General features: G+C 39.5%; 17 protein-coding genes. 7 read left to right on the top strand and 10 right to left on the bottom strand.

The features are described 5' to 3' along the window. The first annotated feature begins 137 nt into the window (after positions 1–137). The gene (locus B1NLA3E_RS04405; protein ID WP_015592636.1) at positions 138–650 is read left to right on the top strand and encodes an antibiotic biosynthesis monooxygenase family protein; all 513 of its coding nucleotides are present in this window, start codon (positions 138–140) and stop codon (positions 648–650) included. Between the two features lie 216 nt (positions 651–866). Further along, positions 867–2,267 (top strand): hypothetical protein, encoded by a 1,401-nt coding sequence (locus B1NLA3E_RS04400; RefSeq protein ID WP_015592635.1) that lies wholly within the window; start codon positions 867–869, stop codon positions 2,265–2,267. Between the two features lie 115 nt (positions 2,268–2,382). Here B1NLA3E_RS04400 and B1NLA3E_RS04395 read toward each other — a convergent pair whose 3' ends face one another. The 4 genes from B1NLA3E_RS04395 to B1NLA3E_RS04380 all read right to left on the bottom strand — a co-directional run bounded on the left by B1NLA3E_RS04395 (position 2,383) and on the right by B1NLA3E_RS04380 (position 6,554). Then, a complete protein-coding gene (locus B1NLA3E_RS04395; protein ID WP_015592634.1) occupies positions 2,383–3,726 on the bottom strand; it encodes an LLM class flavin-dependent oxidoreductase in 1,344 nt (447 codons plus the stop codon). 69 nt (positions 3,727–3,795) lie between these two features. After that, entirely contained in the window at positions 3,796–4,626 is an 831-nt protein-coding gene (locus tag B1NLA3E_RS04390) for an ABC transporter permease (RefSeq protein WP_015592633.1), read from the bottom strand. Next, positions 4,619–5,488, bottom strand: a complete 870-nt coding sequence (locus B1NLA3E_RS04385; RefSeq protein WP_015592632.1) for an ABC transporter ATP-binding protein — start codon at positions 5,486–5,488, stop codon at positions 4,619–4,621. Before B1NLA3E_RS04385 ends, B1NLA3E_RS04390 begins: the two co-directional genes overlap by 8 nt. A gap of 25 nt (positions 5,489–5,513) precedes the next feature. Further along, the gene (locus B1NLA3E_RS04380; protein WP_015592631.1) at positions 5,514–6,554 is read right to left on the bottom strand and encodes an ABC transporter substrate-binding protein; all 1,041 of its coding nucleotides are present in this window, start codon (positions 6,552–6,554) and stop codon (positions 5,514–5,516) included. Positions 6,555–7,474: 920 nt separating this feature from the next. Here B1NLA3E_RS04380 and B1NLA3E_RS04375 point away from each other — a divergent pair. The 5 genes from B1NLA3E_RS04375 to B1NLA3E_RS04355 all read left to right on the top strand — a co-directional run bounded on the left by B1NLA3E_RS04375 (position 7,475) and on the right by B1NLA3E_RS04355 (position 13,338). Further along, positions 7,475–8,395: a TauD/TfdA dioxygenase family protein gene (locus B1NLA3E_RS04375; protein ID WP_015592630.1), complete on the top strand. Its 921-nt coding sequence runs from the start codon at positions 7,475–7,477 to the stop codon at positions 8,393–8,395. A gap of 207 nt (positions 8,396–8,602) precedes the next feature. Then, positions 8,603–9,580 carry a LysM peptidoglycan-binding domain-containing protein gene (locus B1NLA3E_RS23200; protein WP_015592629.1) on the top strand — a complete coding sequence of 326 codons (978 nt, stop codon included), beginning with the start codon at positions 8,603–8,605 and terminating at the stop codon, positions 9,578–9,580. A gap of 256 nt (positions 9,581–9,836) precedes the next feature. Further along, the gene (locus B1NLA3E_RS23195) at positions 9,837–10,811 is read left to right on the top strand and encodes a LysM peptidoglycan-binding domain-containing protein (protein ID WP_051120123.1); all 975 of its coding nucleotides are present in this window, start codon (positions 9,837–9,839) and stop codon (positions 10,809–10,811) included. Positions 10,812–11,258: 447 nt separating this feature from the next. Continuing rightward, positions 11,259–11,987, top strand: coding sequence for a response regulator transcription factor (locus tag B1NLA3E_RS04360; RefSeq protein ID WP_015592627.1), 729 nt, complete (start codon positions 11,259–11,261; stop codon positions 11,985–11,987). Next, positions 11,965–13,338 (top strand): ATP-binding protein, encoded by a 1,374-nt coding sequence (locus B1NLA3E_RS04355; protein ID WP_015592626.1) that lies wholly within the window; start codon positions 11,965–11,967, stop codon positions 13,336–13,338. Before B1NLA3E_RS04360 ends, B1NLA3E_RS04355 begins: the two co-directional genes overlap by 23 nt. 102 nt (positions 13,339–13,440) lie before the next feature. Here B1NLA3E_RS04355 and B1NLA3E_RS04350 read toward each other — a convergent pair whose 3' ends face one another. The 6 genes from B1NLA3E_RS04350 to B1NLA3E_RS04325 form a co-directional block, all read right to left on the bottom strand. Continuing rightward, complete coding sequence (locus tag B1NLA3E_RS04350; RefSeq protein ID WP_015592625.1) at positions 13,441–14,268, bottom strand: GNAT family N-acetyltransferase; 828 nt, start codon at positions 14,266–14,268, stop codon at positions 13,441–13,443. A 113-nt stretch (positions 14,269–14,381) separates the two neighbouring features. Beyond that, positions 14,382–15,248 (bottom strand): ABC transporter permease, encoded by an 867-nt coding sequence (locus tag B1NLA3E_RS04345; protein ID WP_144061552.1) that lies wholly within the window; start codon positions 15,246–15,248, stop codon positions 14,382–14,384. A 56-nt stretch (positions 15,249–15,304) separates the two neighbouring features. Beyond that, entirely contained in the window at positions 15,305–16,312 is a 1,008-nt protein-coding gene (locus tag B1NLA3E_RS04340) for an ABC transporter permease (protein ID WP_015592623.1), read from the bottom strand. A 143-nt stretch (positions 16,313–16,455) separates the two neighbouring features. Beyond that, a complete protein-coding gene (locus B1NLA3E_RS04335) occupies positions 16,456–18,063 on the bottom strand; it encodes an ABC transporter substrate-binding protein (protein WP_015592622.1) in 1,608 nt (535 codons plus the stop codon). 48 nt (positions 18,064–18,111) lie between these two features. Next, positions 18,112–19,080, bottom strand: coding sequence for an ABC transporter ATP-binding protein (locus B1NLA3E_RS04330; RefSeq protein ID WP_015592621.1), 969 nt, complete (start codon positions 19,078–19,080; stop codon positions 18,112–18,114). Next, the gene (locus B1NLA3E_RS04325; protein ID WP_015592620.1) at positions 19,061–20,074 is read right to left on the bottom strand and encodes an ABC transporter ATP-binding protein; all 1,014 of its coding nucleotides are present in this window, start codon (positions 20,072–20,074) and stop codon (positions 19,061–19,063) included. Before B1NLA3E_RS04325 ends, B1NLA3E_RS04330 begins: the two co-directional genes overlap by 20 nt. Positions 20,075–20,146: the final 72 nt, after the last annotated feature.

Below are 20,146 nucleotides of genomic sequence, written 5' to 3'. Positions count from 1 at the left end.
CGTTTTCAAATGTCAATAAATTGACGTTTTTCAATTAAGCTTTTTTCATCAGAATTACACTTTTTAAGAAGGAAGGATATCGAGTGGTGCTGAATTAGTAATGAATGGGTTGAATTTTTCAGAAGAGGTGAACTGGAATGAATGTATTTATGACAAACGGTACTCTTGATTATCTACTAAAAATTAAAGAAAGTCACAGAAATGACTCAATGCTCCTTATGGTAAGAGAAGATGCGGCGTTACTTCTTCATGAAACAAGCGGTGAAACTGTCTTTAAAGAACCGCGAAGCTACGAAACAATTGAAGCGATTGGAACATTTGAAAACGCTGGTTATGTCGTCATGAATCATATTCCCGTTACAGATGAAGGGCGCCCGATATTTGAGCATCGTTTTAAAAACAGGGACGGTTCGATTGATAACCAACCTGGATTTGTCGGTATCCGTGTTCTGCGTCCACTTTCTTCAGATACTTATGTGATTTTAACTCTTTGGAAAAATGAAGCGGACTTCGATGGCTGGAAAAAGTCTAGTGATTTTGGTAAGTCCCATCAAAAGGGTGGTTCAGGTCCGGAAGGTGTTAAACCACCAAGAAAAATTTTCTCTGGAGCTTCTTACGTTACTAAATATTATATTCCGATTGAAGAGTAATTAACAATTGAGCGAGAAAGGATGTGTGCCACAATTGGCTCACATCCTTTCTTTTTAATTCACTTATTCGGGCTATTTGAATGTTTCATTGTCCTAACTTTGCCCTTGTCGTTTTTTCTCATTTTGCTCCGCTCACATCTTCCTGATGAATACATATTCTGTATTAAATCCGACTCCAGGCGACAGCCTAAGCGGATGAGGAAGGGAGAGAAAAATATGGGCGTTGAATTAACAGCGCTGCACTGGATATATGTTACGTTTATCGTTTTTATTATTGGATTTATGGTCATGAAGCGTGACACTACACTTGTTTGCATCATCGGAATATTTTTAATTGCCATTACAGCAACTGGTTCATTAAGTGTTTCTGTGAGCAGTATTTTTAGTAGTTTTATTTTTGCAATAACTGAGCTACTTTCCACTATCCTCGTTATTTCCATCATCGTTGCCATGAGTAAAACATTAACCACGACTGGTATTAATGATGTCATGATTTCCCCTTTCACTAAATTGATTCGAACCCCTACGCTTGCCTATTGGACAATTGGAATTGTCATGATGGTCATTTCTTGGTTCTTTTGGCCATCACCTGCTGTTGCCTTATTAGGGGCTGTCTTACTTCCAGTTGCACTTAGAGTGGGGTTGCCAGCTTTAGGAGTTGCCATGGCGATGAACTTATTTGGCCATGGGATTGCATTGTCAGGTGATTTCATTATCCAAGCCGCACCAAAGCTAACAGCTGATGCTGCCGGACTTCCGGTTGGGGAGGTAATGGATGCTAGTATTCCTCTTGTGTTTGTAATGGGACTTGTCACGACGATTGCAGCGTTTTATTTTTTGAAAAGAGATATGAAATTAGGGAAGCTAGCGGCACCGGTGTCCGAAAACAACCAAGTGTCGTTTGACGCGGAGAAAGTGGATCAAAGTCTATTATCCTTAAATCAAAAACGATTCTTTGCGCTATTAATTCCTGTTTTGTTTGCCTTAGATGTTGCGGCAATGTTTATGATGGACTTACAAGGCAGCGATGCCACAGCATTAATTGGCGGAACGTCAATCTTTATTTTGATACTTATTACCTTGGTAAGCCACGGGAATAAAGGACTTGAAAAAACAACGAACTATTTAATAGAAGGTTTTCAGTTCGGATTTAAAGTATTCGGGCCTGTTATTCCGATTGCTGCCTTCTTTTATTTAGGTGATTCGGGATTTACCACCATCATTGGTGACTTTCTTCCGAAAACCTCACAAGGAATTGTCAATGACCTTGGCGTTGCACTGGCAAATGTTGTTCCATTGAGCAAAGAGGTGGGCGCCATCACACTTACCGTTGTTGGTGCGATTACTGGTCTAGATGGTTCAGGATTCTCAGGAATTTCTTTAGCAGGTTCAATCGCCAGTTTATTTGCGACCGCAATTGGAGCAGGAGCCGCAACCCTTACCGCATTAGGACAAATTGCTGCCATCTGGGTCGGAGGCGGTACACTTGTTCCATGGGCGTTAATTCCTGCCGCTGCAATCTGTAACGTCGACCCTTTCGAACTGGCACGTCGAAACCTTCTCCCCGTTACCATCGGACTTGTGGTTACCACAATTGTCGCGATGTTTTTAATATAGTAAAGCAGAAAAGAGTGCCTGACCCCCATTGCTTTAAAGCAATGGGGGTCAGGCACCGTCTTTTGTTGTAACGCGGTAAAGCAGTCTGGTAGGAAGTTGGTTTAATATTACTTGATTAGTATACTTTGATAAACTGGTTTGCTGGACGCGCAAGACCAAGGTTATCTCGTAATGTGTTCCCCGTATATTCGGTTCGGAATAAGCCACGTCGCTGCAGTTCTGGTATGACAAGATCAACGAAATCATCTAATCCTCCTGGTAAATATGGTGGCATAATATTAAAGCCATCTGCTGCCCCATTGTTGAACCATTCCTCTAACTGGTCAGCAATTTGTTCAGGTGTACCTAATATTTCTCGATGACCGCGCGCCCCAGCAATATGTTGGTATAATTTCCGAATCGTCAATCCCTCTCTTTCGGCTAAATCTTTGATAAGCTGAAAGCGACTTTTCCCTCCATTAATTTGTTCTAGTTCCGGTAATTCGGGAAGCGGGCCATCAAGAGGATAGCCTGATAAATCAACCCCGATCATGGCTGATAGAAGACCTACACCCGCTTCAGGAGGAATCAAATCCTCAAGAAGAGCTTTTTTCTGTTTTGCTTCTTGCTCCGTTCTCCCAATAATCGGGAGCACACCTGGCATGATTTTCAACTCATCATGTGAGCGTCCATATTTAGCCAGCCTGCCTTTTACATCCCTGTAAAAAACTTGTGCCTCCTCTAACGTTTTCCAAGCGGTGAAAATAACTTCTGCAGTTTGCGCAGCCAATTCCTTGCCTGCTTCTGAAGATCCAGCTTGAACAACAACTGGATGACCTTGTGGTGATCTAGAAATATTTAACGGACCTTGAACTGAGAACCATTTCCCTTTATGGTCCAACTGGTGCACCTTATCAGCATCGGCAAAAACACCTGATACTTTGTCAACGACAAGCGCATCGTCCTCCCAACTATCCCAGAGCTTTGTGACCACATCTACAAACTCAAGAGCCCGTTCATAGCGCAATTCATGTAATAAATGATCTTCGCCACCAAAGTTGTTAGCCTCTGCTTGAGATTGAGATGTCACGACATTCCAACCTGCACGCCCCCCACTTAAATGGTCTAATGAAGCAAATTTACGTGCAACATGGAATGGCTCATTAAAAGTAGTGGAAACAGTTCCTACCAAACCAATCTTTTCAGTGACCGCTGAAAGGGCAGACAAAAGTGTAAACGGCTCGGGACGAACAGTAACTGTCTTATCAGTTGCGGCTGCTGAGAGTCTTCCAGCTGCATAACCATCTGCTAAAAAAATCATGTCAAACTTACCCCGCTCAGCCGTTTTTGCTAGTTTCTTATAAAAATCAAACTTTAAAACGTTATTGGCCTGAGCCTCTGGATGGCGCCATGCTGCCACATGATGCCCTGGAATCATAAAAAATGCACCTAATCTTAATTGTCTTTTTTCATTTCCCATCTGTAATCACTCCTATTAAATTTATTTTTCTCGGTAATATGGAAGGAATCCCTTTAGAAACAAAATGATTTAACCTTGCTGTGTAATTTTCCAAGCAGTAAAATGATTTTCTAATTTAACAAGTGTTAAATTAAACAGCAGACCTAAGCCTGAAATGGTAATAATGCCTGCATACATATTTGGAACTTGAAAATTATACTGTGCGTAATTAATTAAGTATCCTAAACCAGCTTTAGCGCCCACCATTTCTGCGGCAACTAATACGAGAATCGAACTTGCTCCCGCTAGACGAATACCAGTAAAAATGGTCGGTACGGAAGCCGGTAAAATAACTCTTTGAAACAGTCGTATTGGAGACAGTCCCATCGATTTAGCTGATTTTATTAATAATGGGTCAACATTTTTTACCCCGCTGATTGTATTAAGGAGTAGTGGCCACGAGCAGGCATAGATGATGATGGAAACCTTTGACGTTTCGCCTATCCCTAAAATCAGAATGAAGACAGGGAGTAATGCCAACGCTGCCGTATTCCGAAATAACTCCAACAACGGCGTGATCAATTCAGACAGCGGTTTGTACCAACCAAGTAGGAGTCCTAATGGTATGGCTAATAGTAAGGCCACAGAAAACCCGAGTAAGGATCTGAACAGGCTTGCTTGCAAATGTGACCATAGCTCACCTGATAATAGCAATAACCACCAAGCCTGGATTACTTCCGAAACCGGAGGTAAAAAAGTCCGATCTACAAGACCAATACGAGGAAATGTCTCCCAAACTAGCAATAATACAAAAATGGCAATTAAACTTTTAAACAGCCTCTTTAACGGGGTAAACGACAGAGTAAAAACCTTTTTATTTTGATTTTTTGATAAAGTAATGGATTCGCCAATACTAGCCATGATTGATCACCTCTTTTTTTGGATAGCCCGAGGGCAATACCGCTAATCGCTTATTTCGCTCAAGTTCTTGTGCTTTCAACACTTCTTCTCGAAGTAGGTTCCAAACATCATGACGAATTTTTGCAAACTCGGGATCAGCTCGCAGATCTTCCTCCCCTGTTCTTGATTCAAGCGGAATATCAATAATTTGTTTTATTTTTCCAGGGCGAGAAGTCATAACTGCTACCCGTTGACCTAAGTACACCGCTTCATCAATACCATGGGTGATAAATACGATTGTTTTTTTCGTTTGCTCCCATATCCGTAGCAATTCGCTTTGCAATGTTTCTCGTGTTTGTGCATCCAAAGCAGCAAACGGTTCATCCATCAACAGGACATCTGGATCATAAGCCAAGCTTCTGGCGATAGCGACGCGCTGCTTCATTCCTCCTGACAGTTCATGTGGAAATCGATTTTCAAAGCCGCCCAATCCAACTAATGAGAGAAAATGTCTTGCTTTTTCTGAGCGCTCCTTTTTTTGTACACCTTTTGCTTCCAAACCAAATTCGATATTCTCTTGTGCAGTTTTCCAAGGGAATAAAGCGTACTGCTGAAATACAATTCCGCGATCAAGGCCAGGTCCTTCAATCTGCTTTCCATCCAATAAAATCTTACCTGTTGTAGGTTTCGTTAAACCGCCAAGTAAATCAAGGAGCGTTGATTTTCCGCAGCCACTTGGACCAACAAGTACCATGAACTCCCCCGTTTTCACCTCGAAATTTATATTCTCGAGTGCCGTAAATTGTTCTTGAGTATTTTTCTTACCCTCTTGCTTGATTTGAAACACTTTGTTGACATGTTGAAAACTGATTTTCGTACTCATCCTCATCCCCCCCTTGTATCATGTTTTATTTTTGATAAGGATTGAATTCATTCGAATACAAATCCTTCACCTTGATTTGCCCCTTTTTCAATTGGCCTTCTTTAACAAGCCAATCAACCCAGACACTAAATTCTTTATCACTTATCAAACCGCCCTCTCCTGCCACACCAGTGCTTTTCCAAAATTGTAGATTGGAAGGATCTTCATTACGTCCCCTTTCCTTGACTATTTTTTCATACCTTGCAATTACTTCATCACGGGGAGTTGTTTGGGCCCATTTAATGGCTTTTGCAGTTGCCTCTACAAATTTATCCGCAGTATTTGGATTGTTTTTCAAAAATCTCTCAGTCATCACGATACTACCTGCCGTAAATTTTCCAAATAAATCATAGTCACTAAATAATGGATGGATCCCACCTCGTTCCAGCGCTTTGTCTCGCAAAATTCCACCAAGAACAGCAACATCAATCTGCTTCTGTCTTAATGATTGCTCAGTGTTAACAGGTGGAAGTGCTACTAACGTTACTTGCTTTATCTCATTGTTAGTCAAACCATTTCTGTGCAAAAATTCTTTTAACATGAATTCATGATGGGCACCTAATGTGTTCATTGCTACCTTTTTTCCAATCAAATCGCGAGCATCTTTAATCGGACTACCGTCTAACACATAGAATCCGCTATACGTTTCTTTATCAACACCGTAATAGCCAATTACCGATTTTATTGGAGCATTTGCCGCTTTCAGTTTTGCAATCGCTCCATTAAAAGCACCGCCGTAATCAACATCACCTGTTACAGCTGACTGAATATCTTGGGGTCCGCTAATTGTATTTCCAATCCATTTAAGCTTAATTGGAGCTAAGTATCCTAAGTCCTGAGCAAGTTCGGGAAAGGTCACGTTGCCGACTGAACCTTGATAACGCAGCTCCAACGTTTCATATTTATTTGAGCCGGAGGCTTTTGTGATTTGTTTATTTCCGCATCCTGAAATGAGTACGGTGACTAGTAGGATTGAGATAAGGATTGAGATCCTCTGAATAAATTTTTTCTTTTTTAACGAATTCATTTTCTATTCCTCCTAAACTCTTCTATCCATGATCGAGTTTGCTTATTTTCTAAAAAATAGGCTGTGTTAAAACCCATTGTTGATTTTGCACAATGTTGATTGGATCGGAAGGTGCGAGACTCCTGCGGGAGCAGCGGGACAGGTGAGACCCCACAGGCGCTTTAGCTTTGATGCGGCTCACCGCCCGCCCCGCGGAAAGCGAGCACCTGGAGCGGAAATCAACAGACAAGGTTAACACAGCCAAAAAATAAAGAGGTCTATAGAACAGATTCTATAAACCTCTAGCTGCCTAGTCGGTAATTAACCTTATTGACTTTACATAAGCCTGAGATAATTAAGGAAGGCCAACATACTGATGTGGACTCATCATTTGGATTACAACCTATAAAAACCACCTTCTCCTAACTTGGAATAGTAAAAGAGGCTTTTACAACAGAATTTATCTGTTATAAAAGCCTCTAGTCAACTAGTCGACATTTTCATAATGAGTAAATGTTTACGAATTTTCTTCATCCGCCACCTTGTTTACTGATTAGGTTTTTATTTTTTACTATTCCTACAGTTTTAATGTGATTAAGAGCATATCACGGTATTATTTCCAATGTCAACCAATTTTCGGACATTTGTTTTTAAATAAAATACTAGTAAATTTTGGTATTTTAACCCCTTGACAGCTTACTTTGCAGGATTTATTATAATGACTAAACCGATCGGATTAACCAACTTTATCTATCGTTACGATGATGCCGACCAGTCACCTGGAGGCCAGAGCAAATGCTCTGGCCTCCTTTGTTTTATCCAAATTATATCGGGAAAAAAGAAAGGATGATTTTTAAAAGAATATGCTTGCACAGCATAAGAAATCCTTTGTTACTAAGAAAAAATTAATCACAGCTTGAAAAAATGAGGAGGTAATTCGGATGAGTGTAATTGAAAATCGCACAGAGTCGAAAAAGGGATTAGAGGTTAATCCAATCGCAGGGCGGATAGGTGCTGAGATAAGCGGGATTCAGCTATCCGCGAATTTAGATAACGCCACAGTTGATGCTATCCGCAAAGTTTTATTACAGCACAAAGTCATTTTCTTCCGTGGCCAAAATCATCTTGATGATCAGGAACAGGAAGCATTTGCTCGTTTACTTGGTAATCCAATTTCCCATCCCACCGTACCAATAAAAGAAAATACAAATTACGTGCTTGAACTTGATTCTAACGATGGGGGCCGTGCCAACTCTTGGCATACAGATGTTACATTTGTCGATGCCTACCCACAAATCGCTATCCTACGGGCCGTTGTTACTCCATCTGCTGGTGGTGACACAGTCTGGGCAAATACAGCAACCGCTTATCAAAGTCTTCCGCAAGAATTACGAAACCTTGCCGATAAACTTTGGGCCCTTCATACCAATGAATATGATTATGGTAAAAAGAGAGACAACGTATTACCAGAAATAGAAAAACGACACCGTGAAGTATTTACTTCAACAGTGTATGAGACAGAACATCCTGTCGTACGCGTTCATCCTGAGTCAGGAGAACGCACACTTTTGCTTGGTCACTTCGTTAAGGAATTTGTTGGCTTATCAAAATCAGATTCTGCTCATTTATTTGCATTATTTCAAAACTATATTACACAACTAGAAAACACCGTTCGTTGGCACTGGAACGCGGGAGATGTTGCAATTTGGGATAATCGAGCAACACAACATTATGCGATTAATGATTACGGTGATCAACATCGAATTGTTCACCGTGTCACCGTAGATGGCGATGTACCAATCAGCATCGATGGCCGCCGCAGCATAACACGTAAAAAAATCGCTAACACTTCACAACGTTAATGCATTAAGCGGTGCCTGACCCCCAGTGCTTTACAGCGTTAAAACGAGAGGATTTACCCCAAATTAATTATTTACAGTTTATTCCATTATATAAAAATAATGTTTTTTGAGGATAATTATATAAATACCCTCAAAAAATGTAGATATCTGTCGAATACCTATAAAGGAATTTTTTATAGGTATTTTTTTCTTTATGGAGGATGGATTATGAGTAATATTTTAAAAACAAGAAATCAAAGGATTGCCGAAATTCGTAAAAAAAAGGTGAGACTGCGCAATCAAAAAATGGCAACCCTGACAGTTGTAGGAGCTATTACAGCACTAACTTTAATGGGGAGTAAAGTAAACGCCTGTAGTGCAGATTATACCGTTAAGAAGGGCGATACTCTTTACGGACTTGCAAAAAAGTATCAAATCAGCATTAATCAGCTCATGGATGTCAACAACTTAGCTTCAGAGAAACTATTTATAAACCAGCAATTGTTGGTCCCTGACGAACACCTCTCTACTTCCCACACGGAAGAAACGTCCGGGCTTTATACGGTCAAAAAGGGCGACACTCTTTACAGCCTTTCAAAAAAATATCAGGTTAGCACAAACCTATTAATGGTGGCTAACGGCTTATCATCAGATAAAATAAAAGTCAGCCAAAAATTACTTGTACCTTACAATGACCAGACCCCCTCTTCTGAAGAAGTAACTGGCAATTATTTTGTCAAAAAAGGAGATACACTTTTTTCCTTGGCAAAAAAATATGATACTAGTGTAATTGAATTGAAAAAGGCTAATAACCTTCGTACTGATAATCTTTATATTGGTCAACAAATTTCGGTTCCTTCAGAATCTCATTCTCAAGAAGAAGAGGAAATATATACGGTTGTTCCAGGTGATTCGCTATCAGGAATCGCCAGTCGCTTCGGAGTAACAATGGCAGAACTAAAAAAAGCAAACGTTCTTCACCAGAACATGGTCCTAATTGGACAAAAATTACATATTCCAGGAACAGCTAATTACTTCGAAGCTACAGTTGTGGGAGCCGCGGATCCTTTTTCAGTAGAATTCGAGGAAAATGGGGAACCACTCGTATTAACTGTTCCCTATGGTACTGCAACTGATTATCAGAAAAAATCAGGACAAAAAGGTACTATCATATACAAAAACGGTGCTCTTATTTCATTTTTATAACCAAAAATCTTATAAAAAGAAGCTGACTAACTTGGTCAGCTTCTTTTTATATTAGGGAGTTTTAACATTTGCAATGCAATTTATCGAGAACCAAAATGGTGCAGATACTCTCCGAAATAATTATGGTAAAATAATACTTTTAATAAAAATAATGGGTTAAAAGTATATTTTTACAAATTAATCAGAAAAATGTATAATAATGTCGAATACATATAAAGTTTCAAAAGGTTTCTTACTTTTATTGGGGAATAGGAGAATGAACTTGATTAGAAAAAGAAGAAAACAAAGAATGTCAGAAATTCGCAAAGAAAAAATGAAAGCACGTAATCAGAAAATGGCAACTGCTACGGTAGTTGGAGCCATTACTGCACTAGCACTGATGTCCACAAAGGCAGAAGCCTGTAGTACTGATTACACTGTAAAGAAGGGGGATACTCTTTACAACCTATCAAAAAAATATCAGGTTAGCATCAATCAGCTCATGGATGTCAACAACCTAACTTCAGAGAAACTACTTATAAACCAGCAACTGTTGGTACCTGCCGCACTTCATTCTTCTCACTCAGAAGAAATGTCTGGACTTTACACTATCAAAAAGGGTGACACTCTTTACAGCCTATCGAAAAAATATCAGGTCAGCACAAATCTACTCATGGTGGCCAATGGCTTATCATCAGATAAAATAAAAGTTGGTCAGAAATTATTAGTACCCTACGATAACAAAACAGCAGCGTCTGATGAGCTTGCCGGCACTTATTTTGTCAAAAAGGGAGACACTCTTTTTTCCTTGGCAAAAAAATATCAGACTAGTGTAATTGAATTGAAAAAGGCTAATAGCCTTCGTACCGATAACCTTTATATTGGGCAGAAAATATCGGTTCCTTCGGAATTTCATTCTCAAGAAGAAGAGGAAATATATACGGTTGTTCCCGGTGATTCGCTATGGGGTATTGCCAGTCGCTTTGGTGTAACTGTTGATGAACTAAAAAATGCAAACGTTCTCCACCACGACATGGTCCTAATTGGACAAAAACTACATATCCCAGGAATAGCTTATTACTTTGAAGCTACCGTTGTGGAGGCTGCTGACTCTTTTTCAGTAAAATTTGAACAAGATGGGAAACCACTCATATTAACTGTACCCTACGGTGCTGCCTCTGAATTTCAGAAAAAATCTGGACAAAAAGGCACTATCATATACAAAAACGGTGCTCTTATTTCATTTATATAACCAAAAAATCTCATAAAAAATAAAGCTGACCAACATGGTCAGCTTTTTTGATTAGGGAGTAAAACCTTAACATTTAACATTCGTATTGCAATTTATAAAATGAAAGGGAGGTTTTTTAGAACTTAAGTTTTGTTTGCCTAGGGCTTTTCGGAATGGAATTTTCCTTACTGCTCTAAGCAAGTTGAAAATCGAGGTTCCTTTTAGTTTTCGATTTTCAGGTGTTGGGCTTTTTCCGAACCCAGTTATATTAATTTATTTTTTTCTAAGTGATAAGTTGACGGATAAGAGTCGTTAATTTTTGCTTTTTGATTAACAACTTGTTGCCTTCTTGACTTTATAATAATAATTGCGTATGTAGATTTTATGAGGAAGTTATGTAGAAGTTATGAAGATTAATTTTTATAAAAACACTAATGATAAAATATAGATCATAAGGGAGAGATCAACATGGAAAACACCATCTTACTTGTCGATGATGAGAGAATGATTGTTGAAGTTCTTGAGGCTTACTTACTTAAAGAAGGATACAAGGTTTATTCTTCAGATAATGGGGTTGATGCGTTAAGAAAGGTAGATTCGGTTAAGCCAGACTTAATCGTCCTTGATTTAATGCTTCCAGACCTATCAGGCGAAGAAATTTGTCGACTGATTAGAAAAGAATCAGATGTTCCTATCTTGATGCTAACTGCAAAATCAGGTGAAGAGGAACGGATTAACGGAATTGTAATGGGTGCCGACGATTATGTAACTAAGCCATTCAGTCCAAAAGAGGTTGTTGTTAGAATTCAAGCCATTTTAAGAAGAGCTAATAAACAGCATCCACAACAAACTGAAGAAAACATCCTATCCTTTAATCATCGTGAGCTCGTTCTTGATCTCACTAAAAAGGAAATTCTTTTTCATGATGAAAGTATCAATGTTACCCCGATTGAATATAAGCTACTATCCAATATGGCGAAAAACCCAGGACGTGTCTACAGTAGAATGGATTTACTTGAAAAAATCCAAGAAGACGGAATATCTTATGAAGGTTATGAACGCAGTATTGATACCCATATTAAAAACCTTCGAAAAAAAGTTGAATTGGACCCACGTGAACCGAAGTATATCCTGACTGTTTTCGGAATGGGTTATAAATTTGGAGGAGTGCAGGATGCTAAAAACGCTTCGCTCTAAAATTCTCTTTTACTTTCTATTAGTTTCTTTGTCAGGAATTTTAATCGTAAGTTTTAGTATTCAGTGGGGGTTTGAAGCTAGCTTTAATCATTATATAAATCAAAATCGGGTAGAGAGCACCAACCAGCTTGTCAAAGCATTAAAACTCGAATATAAAGAAAATGGTGCGTTTACTGGTGAACGAGTGACACAACTTCTTTATCAACAAGCAACGACAGACAGTCTTTATTATAAAATTTATTCACCCGACGAAATTCTGTTGATTGATTCTACCTCTATTAGCACAGATGGGATTCCCACTGAAAGCGATGGGAGGACAAATCCCTACCAAGAAGATAATTGGCAGACATCTATGGAGCTAATTAAAGTAAATGGGAAAACAATCGGAATTATGAAGGTATACTATCCAAAAGGATTTATTGATAGTGAATCAGTCTTTCTGCAAACAATCAAGAAATATCTCATGATTGCAGTTGCCATTACGATTCTTTTAGCACTCATATTTAGTATGCTTTTTTCTAAACGGCTTACATCTGGAATGAAGAGTTTATCAGCAGCTGTGGAAGAACTAACCAAACATAAAAAAAATGTTAGAGTTCCGCTAGACAATCTGTCTGAGGAAATGAAGCAGCTTGGAATTGCCTTTAATGAACTTGCCATTTCACTGGAAAAGGAAGAACGATTACGAAAAGAATTTACCGGTGATCTTGCCCATGAGCTTCGCACACCGCTTGCCACACTTAGAAGCCAAATCGAAGCTTTCCAAGATGGTATTTGGGAGCCTACTCCTGATCGGCTTCAACAAAGTCATAGCGAATTAATGCGCTTGGTTCGACTTGTTAATGAACTTGAAAAATTGCTAGCAGCAGAGAACCCACAAATTAAACTTAATAAGACGGTCCTTGAAACGGGTAAGCTACTATCTTCAATTCAAAACTTACAGATACCCATTTTTAAGCAAAAAGGAGTCAAGCTTAATATTGTCCCACCTCAAGAAACAATTAACTTTAGAGGTGACCTGGACAAGGTGACACAGATTCTCACAAATGTGGTGAACAATGCTTTAAAGTACACACCTGAAGGAGGAACTGTAACTATATCTGCTGTTCGTGACAATGAGATGGGTGGTTTTGAAATTAGGGATGAGGGAATCGGAATGGCGGCAGAGGATCTCCCGCATATTTTTGAACGATTTTATCGAGGTGATAAATCGCGTGCAAGAAAAACGGGAGGCGTCGGAGTTGGCCTTTCCATTGTTAAAGCTCTCGTAGAAGCCCATAAAGGGATTATTACTGTTGAAAGCGAACTTGATGCAGGAACAACCTTTACGATTTTATTTCCACTGGGGTAATCTTCTCGAAAAAGCCGATATACTCGAGCAATAAGAAAGCTGAGCAACCTGGGATTTATTTTCCCTCTTGATCAGCTTTTTTATTTTATGCTCCCATCCAAATCAAAAGGAGAGCAACCGATAATAATCCGGGGCTTGAAATGTCCTAAATCCACAAGATTCATAAAGACCTAATGCACGGGCATTCTTCGCCTCCACTTCAAGAAAAATAGGTAAGCCTTGTTGATATTCTTTCATGACGACCTTTGATAAAGCTTTTCTTCCAATTCCACTTCCTTGGTTTTCTGGAAAAACAGAAAACCCGAAGATCCATGCCTCACCATTAATGTGGGAGACTCTGATTTTCCCTACAGTTTCACCACCAAAATCAATCATATAAAACTGCTGTAGTTTTTCCGCCTTAAGCCTTTGGTTAAAATTTCTTGCTTCATCTTCCGTAAACCCAAAGCATTGAACATCCAGCCTAATCTCCGCTTCATAATCACTTTGATTGGCAGGTCTTACCTCCAAACCATTGCTATCCATCAGCACAGTTTCGTGCCATTTCATCTGATGCTCGGTAAAAACATATTTATTAGAAACGCTTTGGAAAAATCCTTTTGCAGACTGAGAATTCGCAGGGGTGTTCAAAAGAATCTCTGAGAATTTTCGATTCTCCATCACTTTTTTAGCTTTCATAAGAAGTTCAGTGAAAATACCTTTTCTTCGAAATTCAGGGGCCACCATTCCACATAATTCAACTTTGTTTCCAAATCCATAAAGCCCAAGAAACCCTCCTAGCCTACCATTTTCGTAATGGAAGAAATCATTTTCATCTCTTTCATTACGAGTTTGTAGCATATCCCAATTCAACTTTAATTGAATCGGTTCCTTTGACTCACACTCTTGTTGAAGCACCTCAATCTCTATTAACTGTTTTCTTGTTAACACACTTTCGCCTCCTCTAGGTGATCCCCGGCACTTTACCGCGTTAATGCGAAGTAAGGTGCCTGACCCCCGGTGCGTTACCGCATTAACGCGCCGGGGGTCAGGCACCAAAAAAATTATTGTTTCATTTTTGGATCAAGAACATCACGCAGTCCGTCTCCCATTAAATTAAATCCCAAAACCGTTAACATGATGGCGAGCCCTGGGAAAAAGAGAGTCCATGGGGCTTGAACAAGATACTGCTTAGAATCTGCAAGCATTTTTCCCCATTCTGGTGTTGGCGCTTGGGCGCCTAAACCAAGAAAACCAAGGGCAGCTGCCTCAATAATAGCTGTTGCAATTGCCAGTGTACCCTGAACAATGATGGGTGTGATGCTATTAGGGAGGATATGATGTAGTAAAATTCTTGAGTCCTTCATTCCAACCGCTCTTGCTGCCATGATGTATTCCTCTTGCTTCACACTTAATACTTTAGAACGAACAAGTCGGCCAAAATTTGGTATGTTAATAACTGCAATTGCAATTAACGCATTTTGAAGTGATGGACCTAAGATCGCCACAACCGCAATCGCTAATAAAATACTTGGGAAAGCGAGCATTATATCAAATGTTCGAGATATAATCGTATCCACCCATTTTCCATAATACCCAGCTAAAATACCTAATAATGATCCAATAATTGATGAACCTAAAACGGAGAAAAAGCCCACCCATAAAGAAATTCTTGATCCATATAGAATTCGAGAAAAAATATCACGACCAAAGTCATCTGTTCCAAACCAATGCTCACTCGAAGGTGCTAACAATCTATTGGTTAGCTCCTGTTCTTGAAAGCTGTACGGTGCTATAAACGGCGCAATAATTGCCAGAATGATAAAAAACAATACAATTCCCAGGCCGGCTAAGGCAAGTCGATTTTTACAAAAGGATAACCATGCTTCTTTCCACGGTGAAACAAGTTCTTCCTCTGCCTCGTTCGTCATCACTAATTCCGTTAGATTCTTTGCTAGTTCAGCCACGATATATCCCCCCTCTTCAATTATTTATTGTATTTAATTCGTGGGTCCACAACAGCATACAAGAGGTCAACGATTAAATTAATCATAACGAACATAGCGGCAATAATTAGGATACCTGACTGAATAACCGGGTAATCGCGATAGCCAATGGCCTCATATAAATATCTTCCAATTCCTGGCCATCCAAATATGGTTTCAGTCAATATGGCTCCACCAAGCAGCAATCCTGTTTGTAATCCAATTACCGTAATGACAGGAATAACAGCATTTTTTAATGAATGCTTATACACGACCCAAAACATTTTCAATCCTTTGGCTCGGGCAGTACGGATATAATCTGACTGCATAACCTCCAACATTGTTGAACGAGTCATTCTGGCAATAATCGCCATTGGAATCGTCGCTAGTGCCATGCTTGGTAGAATAAGATGTTGAATTACTTGAAAGAACTGATCCGTTCTCCCTTGTATTAATGTATCCACCAAATATAAATTCGTTATCGCCATGATCGGGTCCCTTACATCTTCACGGCCTGTTGTTGGCAACCAACCTAGCTCAATCGAAAATGTCCACTGTTCCATTAATCCAAGCCAAAAAATGGGCAAAGATACCCCAATTAATGCTAGGATCATAGCTAAATAATCAAACCATGACTTAGAAAACCATGCACTGATGATACCTGCATTTACGCCAATAAAAATGGCAATCAACATCGCTACGACTGTAAGTTCGATAGTTGCAGCTAAATAAGGCCATATCTCTTGATTAATCGGACCACGTGTTCTTAATGATGTCCCTAAATCACCATGCAAAAGGGATTGTATGTAATCACCATACTGAACATACCATGGTCGATCCAATCCTAATTCTCTTGTTAAAGTTTCAATAGCCGCTTTGGTTGCCTTCTGGCCGAGAATAACTTGGGCGGGATCTCCAGGGATCGCATGAATAATGGCAAAAACCACTAGAGTCATTCCAAGTAAAACGGGAAACAATGAAAATATGCGACGTACCGTATAAGAAAACATATGTTCACCTCTTTTTTACAAGCTAGCAAGAGTTTATCTATAAATAATGACTATGTAAGTTCAGTTACTGGCAAAGTTTTAACTAGTTACTATCAAATATTCAGCTAGCAAAAGGGGAGTCAATGCTCCCCTTTCGGTTGTGCTTATTTAAATTCAACTTTTGTAAGAGCTTCAGAACCTGTTGGATGTGGTAGGTAATTCACCATATTTTTCGCTCCAGCTAGGAGTGGTGTTGAGTGTACTAGTGGAACCCATGGTGCATCATCTTTAATAATCACTTGAGCTTGTTTGTAAAGCTCATTTCGTTTTGATTGATCTGCTTCTGATTGTGCCTGGATTAAAATATCGTGTAATTCGTCATTGCTATAGAATGAGTAGTTGTTGCTTCCAATGCTATCTTTGTCAAGCAATGTGTATAAGAAGTTATCAGCATCACCATTGTCACCAGTCCACCCTAACATATAGGCAGGGAATTCACCTTTTGCTGCTTTATCTAAATAGGTAGCCCAGTCAACAGATTGAATTTTTGCTTTTACTCCAATTTTGCTAAAGCTTTCTTGAATAACTTCGGCAATTTTCATACCTTCAGGCATATAGGGACGAGCAACTGGCATAGCCCATAAATCCATTTCAAATCCATTTGGATATCCAGCTTCTTTTAATAAGGCTTTGGCTTTTTCTAAATTATATGGATAGTCTTTTACATCTTCATTGTAACCTTCGATTGCTGGTGGCATTGCATTTACTGCAGGGATTGCTTGACCACCATAGAAGGCATCGATGATTGCTTTTTTATCAATAGCATAGTTGAGCGCTTGACGGACAAGCTTATTATCAAACGGCTTCACAGTTGTTTGAAATCCAAGATAACCAACGTTCATTGAAGGACGCTTAATTACTTGTAAATTGCTATCACTTTTTACACCAGCCTCATCAGAGTTGTTTAATCCATCCATGACGTCAATCTCGCCATTCTTTAAAGCATTCAAACGCGCGGAGTTTTCTGGAATAACACGGAAGATTAATTTATTCAACTTTGGATAGCCCTTTTGCCAGTAATCTTCATTTTTTTCAAGAACGATGCGGTCATTTTGCTTCCACTCTACAAATTTGAATGGTCCTGTACCCACTGGATTATCTCTGAATTTATCACCGTATTTTTCAATTGCAGTAGGGCTAGCAATACCAAAACAGGACATCGCTAAATTCTTTAGGAACGGAGCCTGTGGTCTAAATAGAACGAATTGGACAGTGTGGTCATCTAAAGCTTTTACTTCTTTAATAACATGGCCTTCTTCTCCTTTAAAGCCACCAAACATTGTGTAATAAGGGAAGTCATCAGAATTCCCATTCATCCAACGATTGAAGTTGTAGACAACCGCATCAGCATTGAAGTCTGTTCCATCATGGAATTTTACACCTTGACGAAGATTAAATGTGTAAGTTAGACCATCAGCTGACACGTCCCACTTTTCTGCAAGGGCAGGGTGTAGGGTTGTGTCCTGCTCCCCATATGCTACTAGGTTTTCAAAGATATTAATGGTTATCTTAAATGTTTCACCTTCGGTTGATGTAATCGGGTCTAGTGATGTTGAGTCGCCGCCACGACCATATACGAGTGTATCCTTTTTACTACCGTCATCCGACGACTTTGAATTACTGCTTGTGTCTTTCGACTTGCTACATCCCACTAGAAGCATACCGATTGCTAGCAACGCAACTAGCATCAGCTTTAATGTTTTCTTTGTCATAAACATCTAAACCCCCGTTTTTTATTTTTCTATCATGAATGCCTCATGCTACTCACTAATTAAGTGGCATGCCACAAAATGACCATTCAAACTGCGATATTCTGGTCTAGTAATCTTACAAATATCCATACAATGTAAACATCTTGTATGAAAAGCACAGCCAGAAGGTGGATTTGCAGGGCTTGGCAGTTCACCAGAAATCATAATGCGTTCCCTCTTTATGTCGGGGTCGGCAATTGGAACAGACGCTAGAAGAGCTTGGGTATAAGGGTGTTTAGGTTTGTCGTATAATTCTTCACCCACTGCCAACTCTATTAATCTACCTAAATACATGACTCCCACCCGATCACTTATATGGCGCACAACGCCTAAATCATGGGCAATAAATATGTATGTTAATTGAAATTCCTGCTGAATATCCTTCATCAAATTGAGGACTTGAGCTTGTATGGACACATCTAGGGCTGATACCGGTTCATCAGCAATAATAAGTTTAGGCTTGGTCATCAGGGCTTTCGCGATGCCAATTCTTTGGCGTTGCCCTCCGCTAAACTGATGGGGATATCTGCGGGCATGATAGCTGCTTAAACCAACTACCTCCAGCATCTGCTGTACCTGTCTTTTCCGCTCTTCTTTCGAGCCAATCCCATGAACAATGAGCGGCTCTTCTAAAATGGCTTCAACTGTATGGCGAGGATTCAAAGAAGCATAAGGGTCTTGGAAAACCATTTGAATGTCTCGACGAACTCTTCTCAATTCTCCCTTAGACATACTTGTAATTTCTTTATCTTCAAAAGTAACTTTTCCTGCACTGGCCTCAATCAAACGCATTAGTAGTCTACCAGTGGTCGATTTTCCACAGCCACTTTCCCCGACAATGCCTAAAGTTTCTCCCCTGTTCACATAAAAAGAAACATCATCAACAGCTTTGACTTCGCCTTGCCTTCGGCCAAAAATACCTCCTGTAATCGGGAAATACTTTTTTAATCCACTAACTTCAAGGAGTCGATCTGACATGATCACGGGATCCCCCTTCCGTTTTATGTAAATAACATCTGACCTCATGGCCTGCTGTTTTCATCGTATATAATTGTGGTGATTTTTCGAGGCATTGCTCGAATCTTTCCTCACATCTAGGGGCAAATGAGCAACCTTTTTTGATGGTCCCAGGTCTTGGTACATTCCCAGGGATGCTATAAAGACGATCTTTCTTACCGAGTAAATCAGGAACAGATTTTAGCAGTCCTTTTGTATATGGATGCTTCGGTTCTTTTAAAATTGTATGCACATCACCATGCTCAACAATTTGCCCACAATACATAACGAGAACCCGGTCACAAATTTCTGCGACAACACCTAAATCATGGGTGATTAAAATGATCGAAGTGTTCATTTTTTCATTTAAATCCTTCATCAATGAAAGAATTTGTGCCTGGATTGTCACATCAAGAGCAGTGGTTGGCTCATCAGCAATTAAAATTCTTGGATTACAAGCCATCGCCATTGCGATCATTACCCTTTGCCGCATTCCTCCAGAAAGCTGGTGCGGATACTCTCCTACGATTGCTTCTGCCCTTGGTATTCCAACTAATTTCAGAAGTTCAATACTCTTATTTTTTGCTTGGGCTTTTGACATTTTTGTATGTAAACGCAATGCTTCAATGATTTGATCACCAATTGTAAAGAGTGGGTTTAACGATGTCATAGGTTCTTGGAAAATCATCGAAATCTGATTCCCACGAATTTTCCGCATTTCTTTATCAGAGTAAATAAGTAAATTTTTTCCTGTAAATAAAATTTCACCGTTTTCAATTTTTCCAGGTGGTATGGGGACTAAACCCATTGAAGCTAAGGCTGTCACGCTCTTTCCACTTCCCGATTCGCCCACAATGCCAAGAATCTCTCCTTCTTTTAACTCAAAACTGATATCATCGACTGCTGGAATTAATTTTTCTTTTGAGAAAAAGGAAACCTTCAGCCCTTTAACTTCTAATATTGGATTTGAGGACATTTTGTCACCTGCCTATGTTTGCTAGTTTTACAATTATTAAAATATAATGAAATTTAAAATTATTATGACATA

It is taken from the genome of Bacillus sp. 1NLA3E (genome assembly GCF_000242895.2).
GTDB lineage: Bacteria > Bacillota > Bacilli > Bacillales > Cytobacillaceae > Bacillus_BU.
This window is presented reverse-complemented; position numbering and strand designations above follow the sequence as displayed.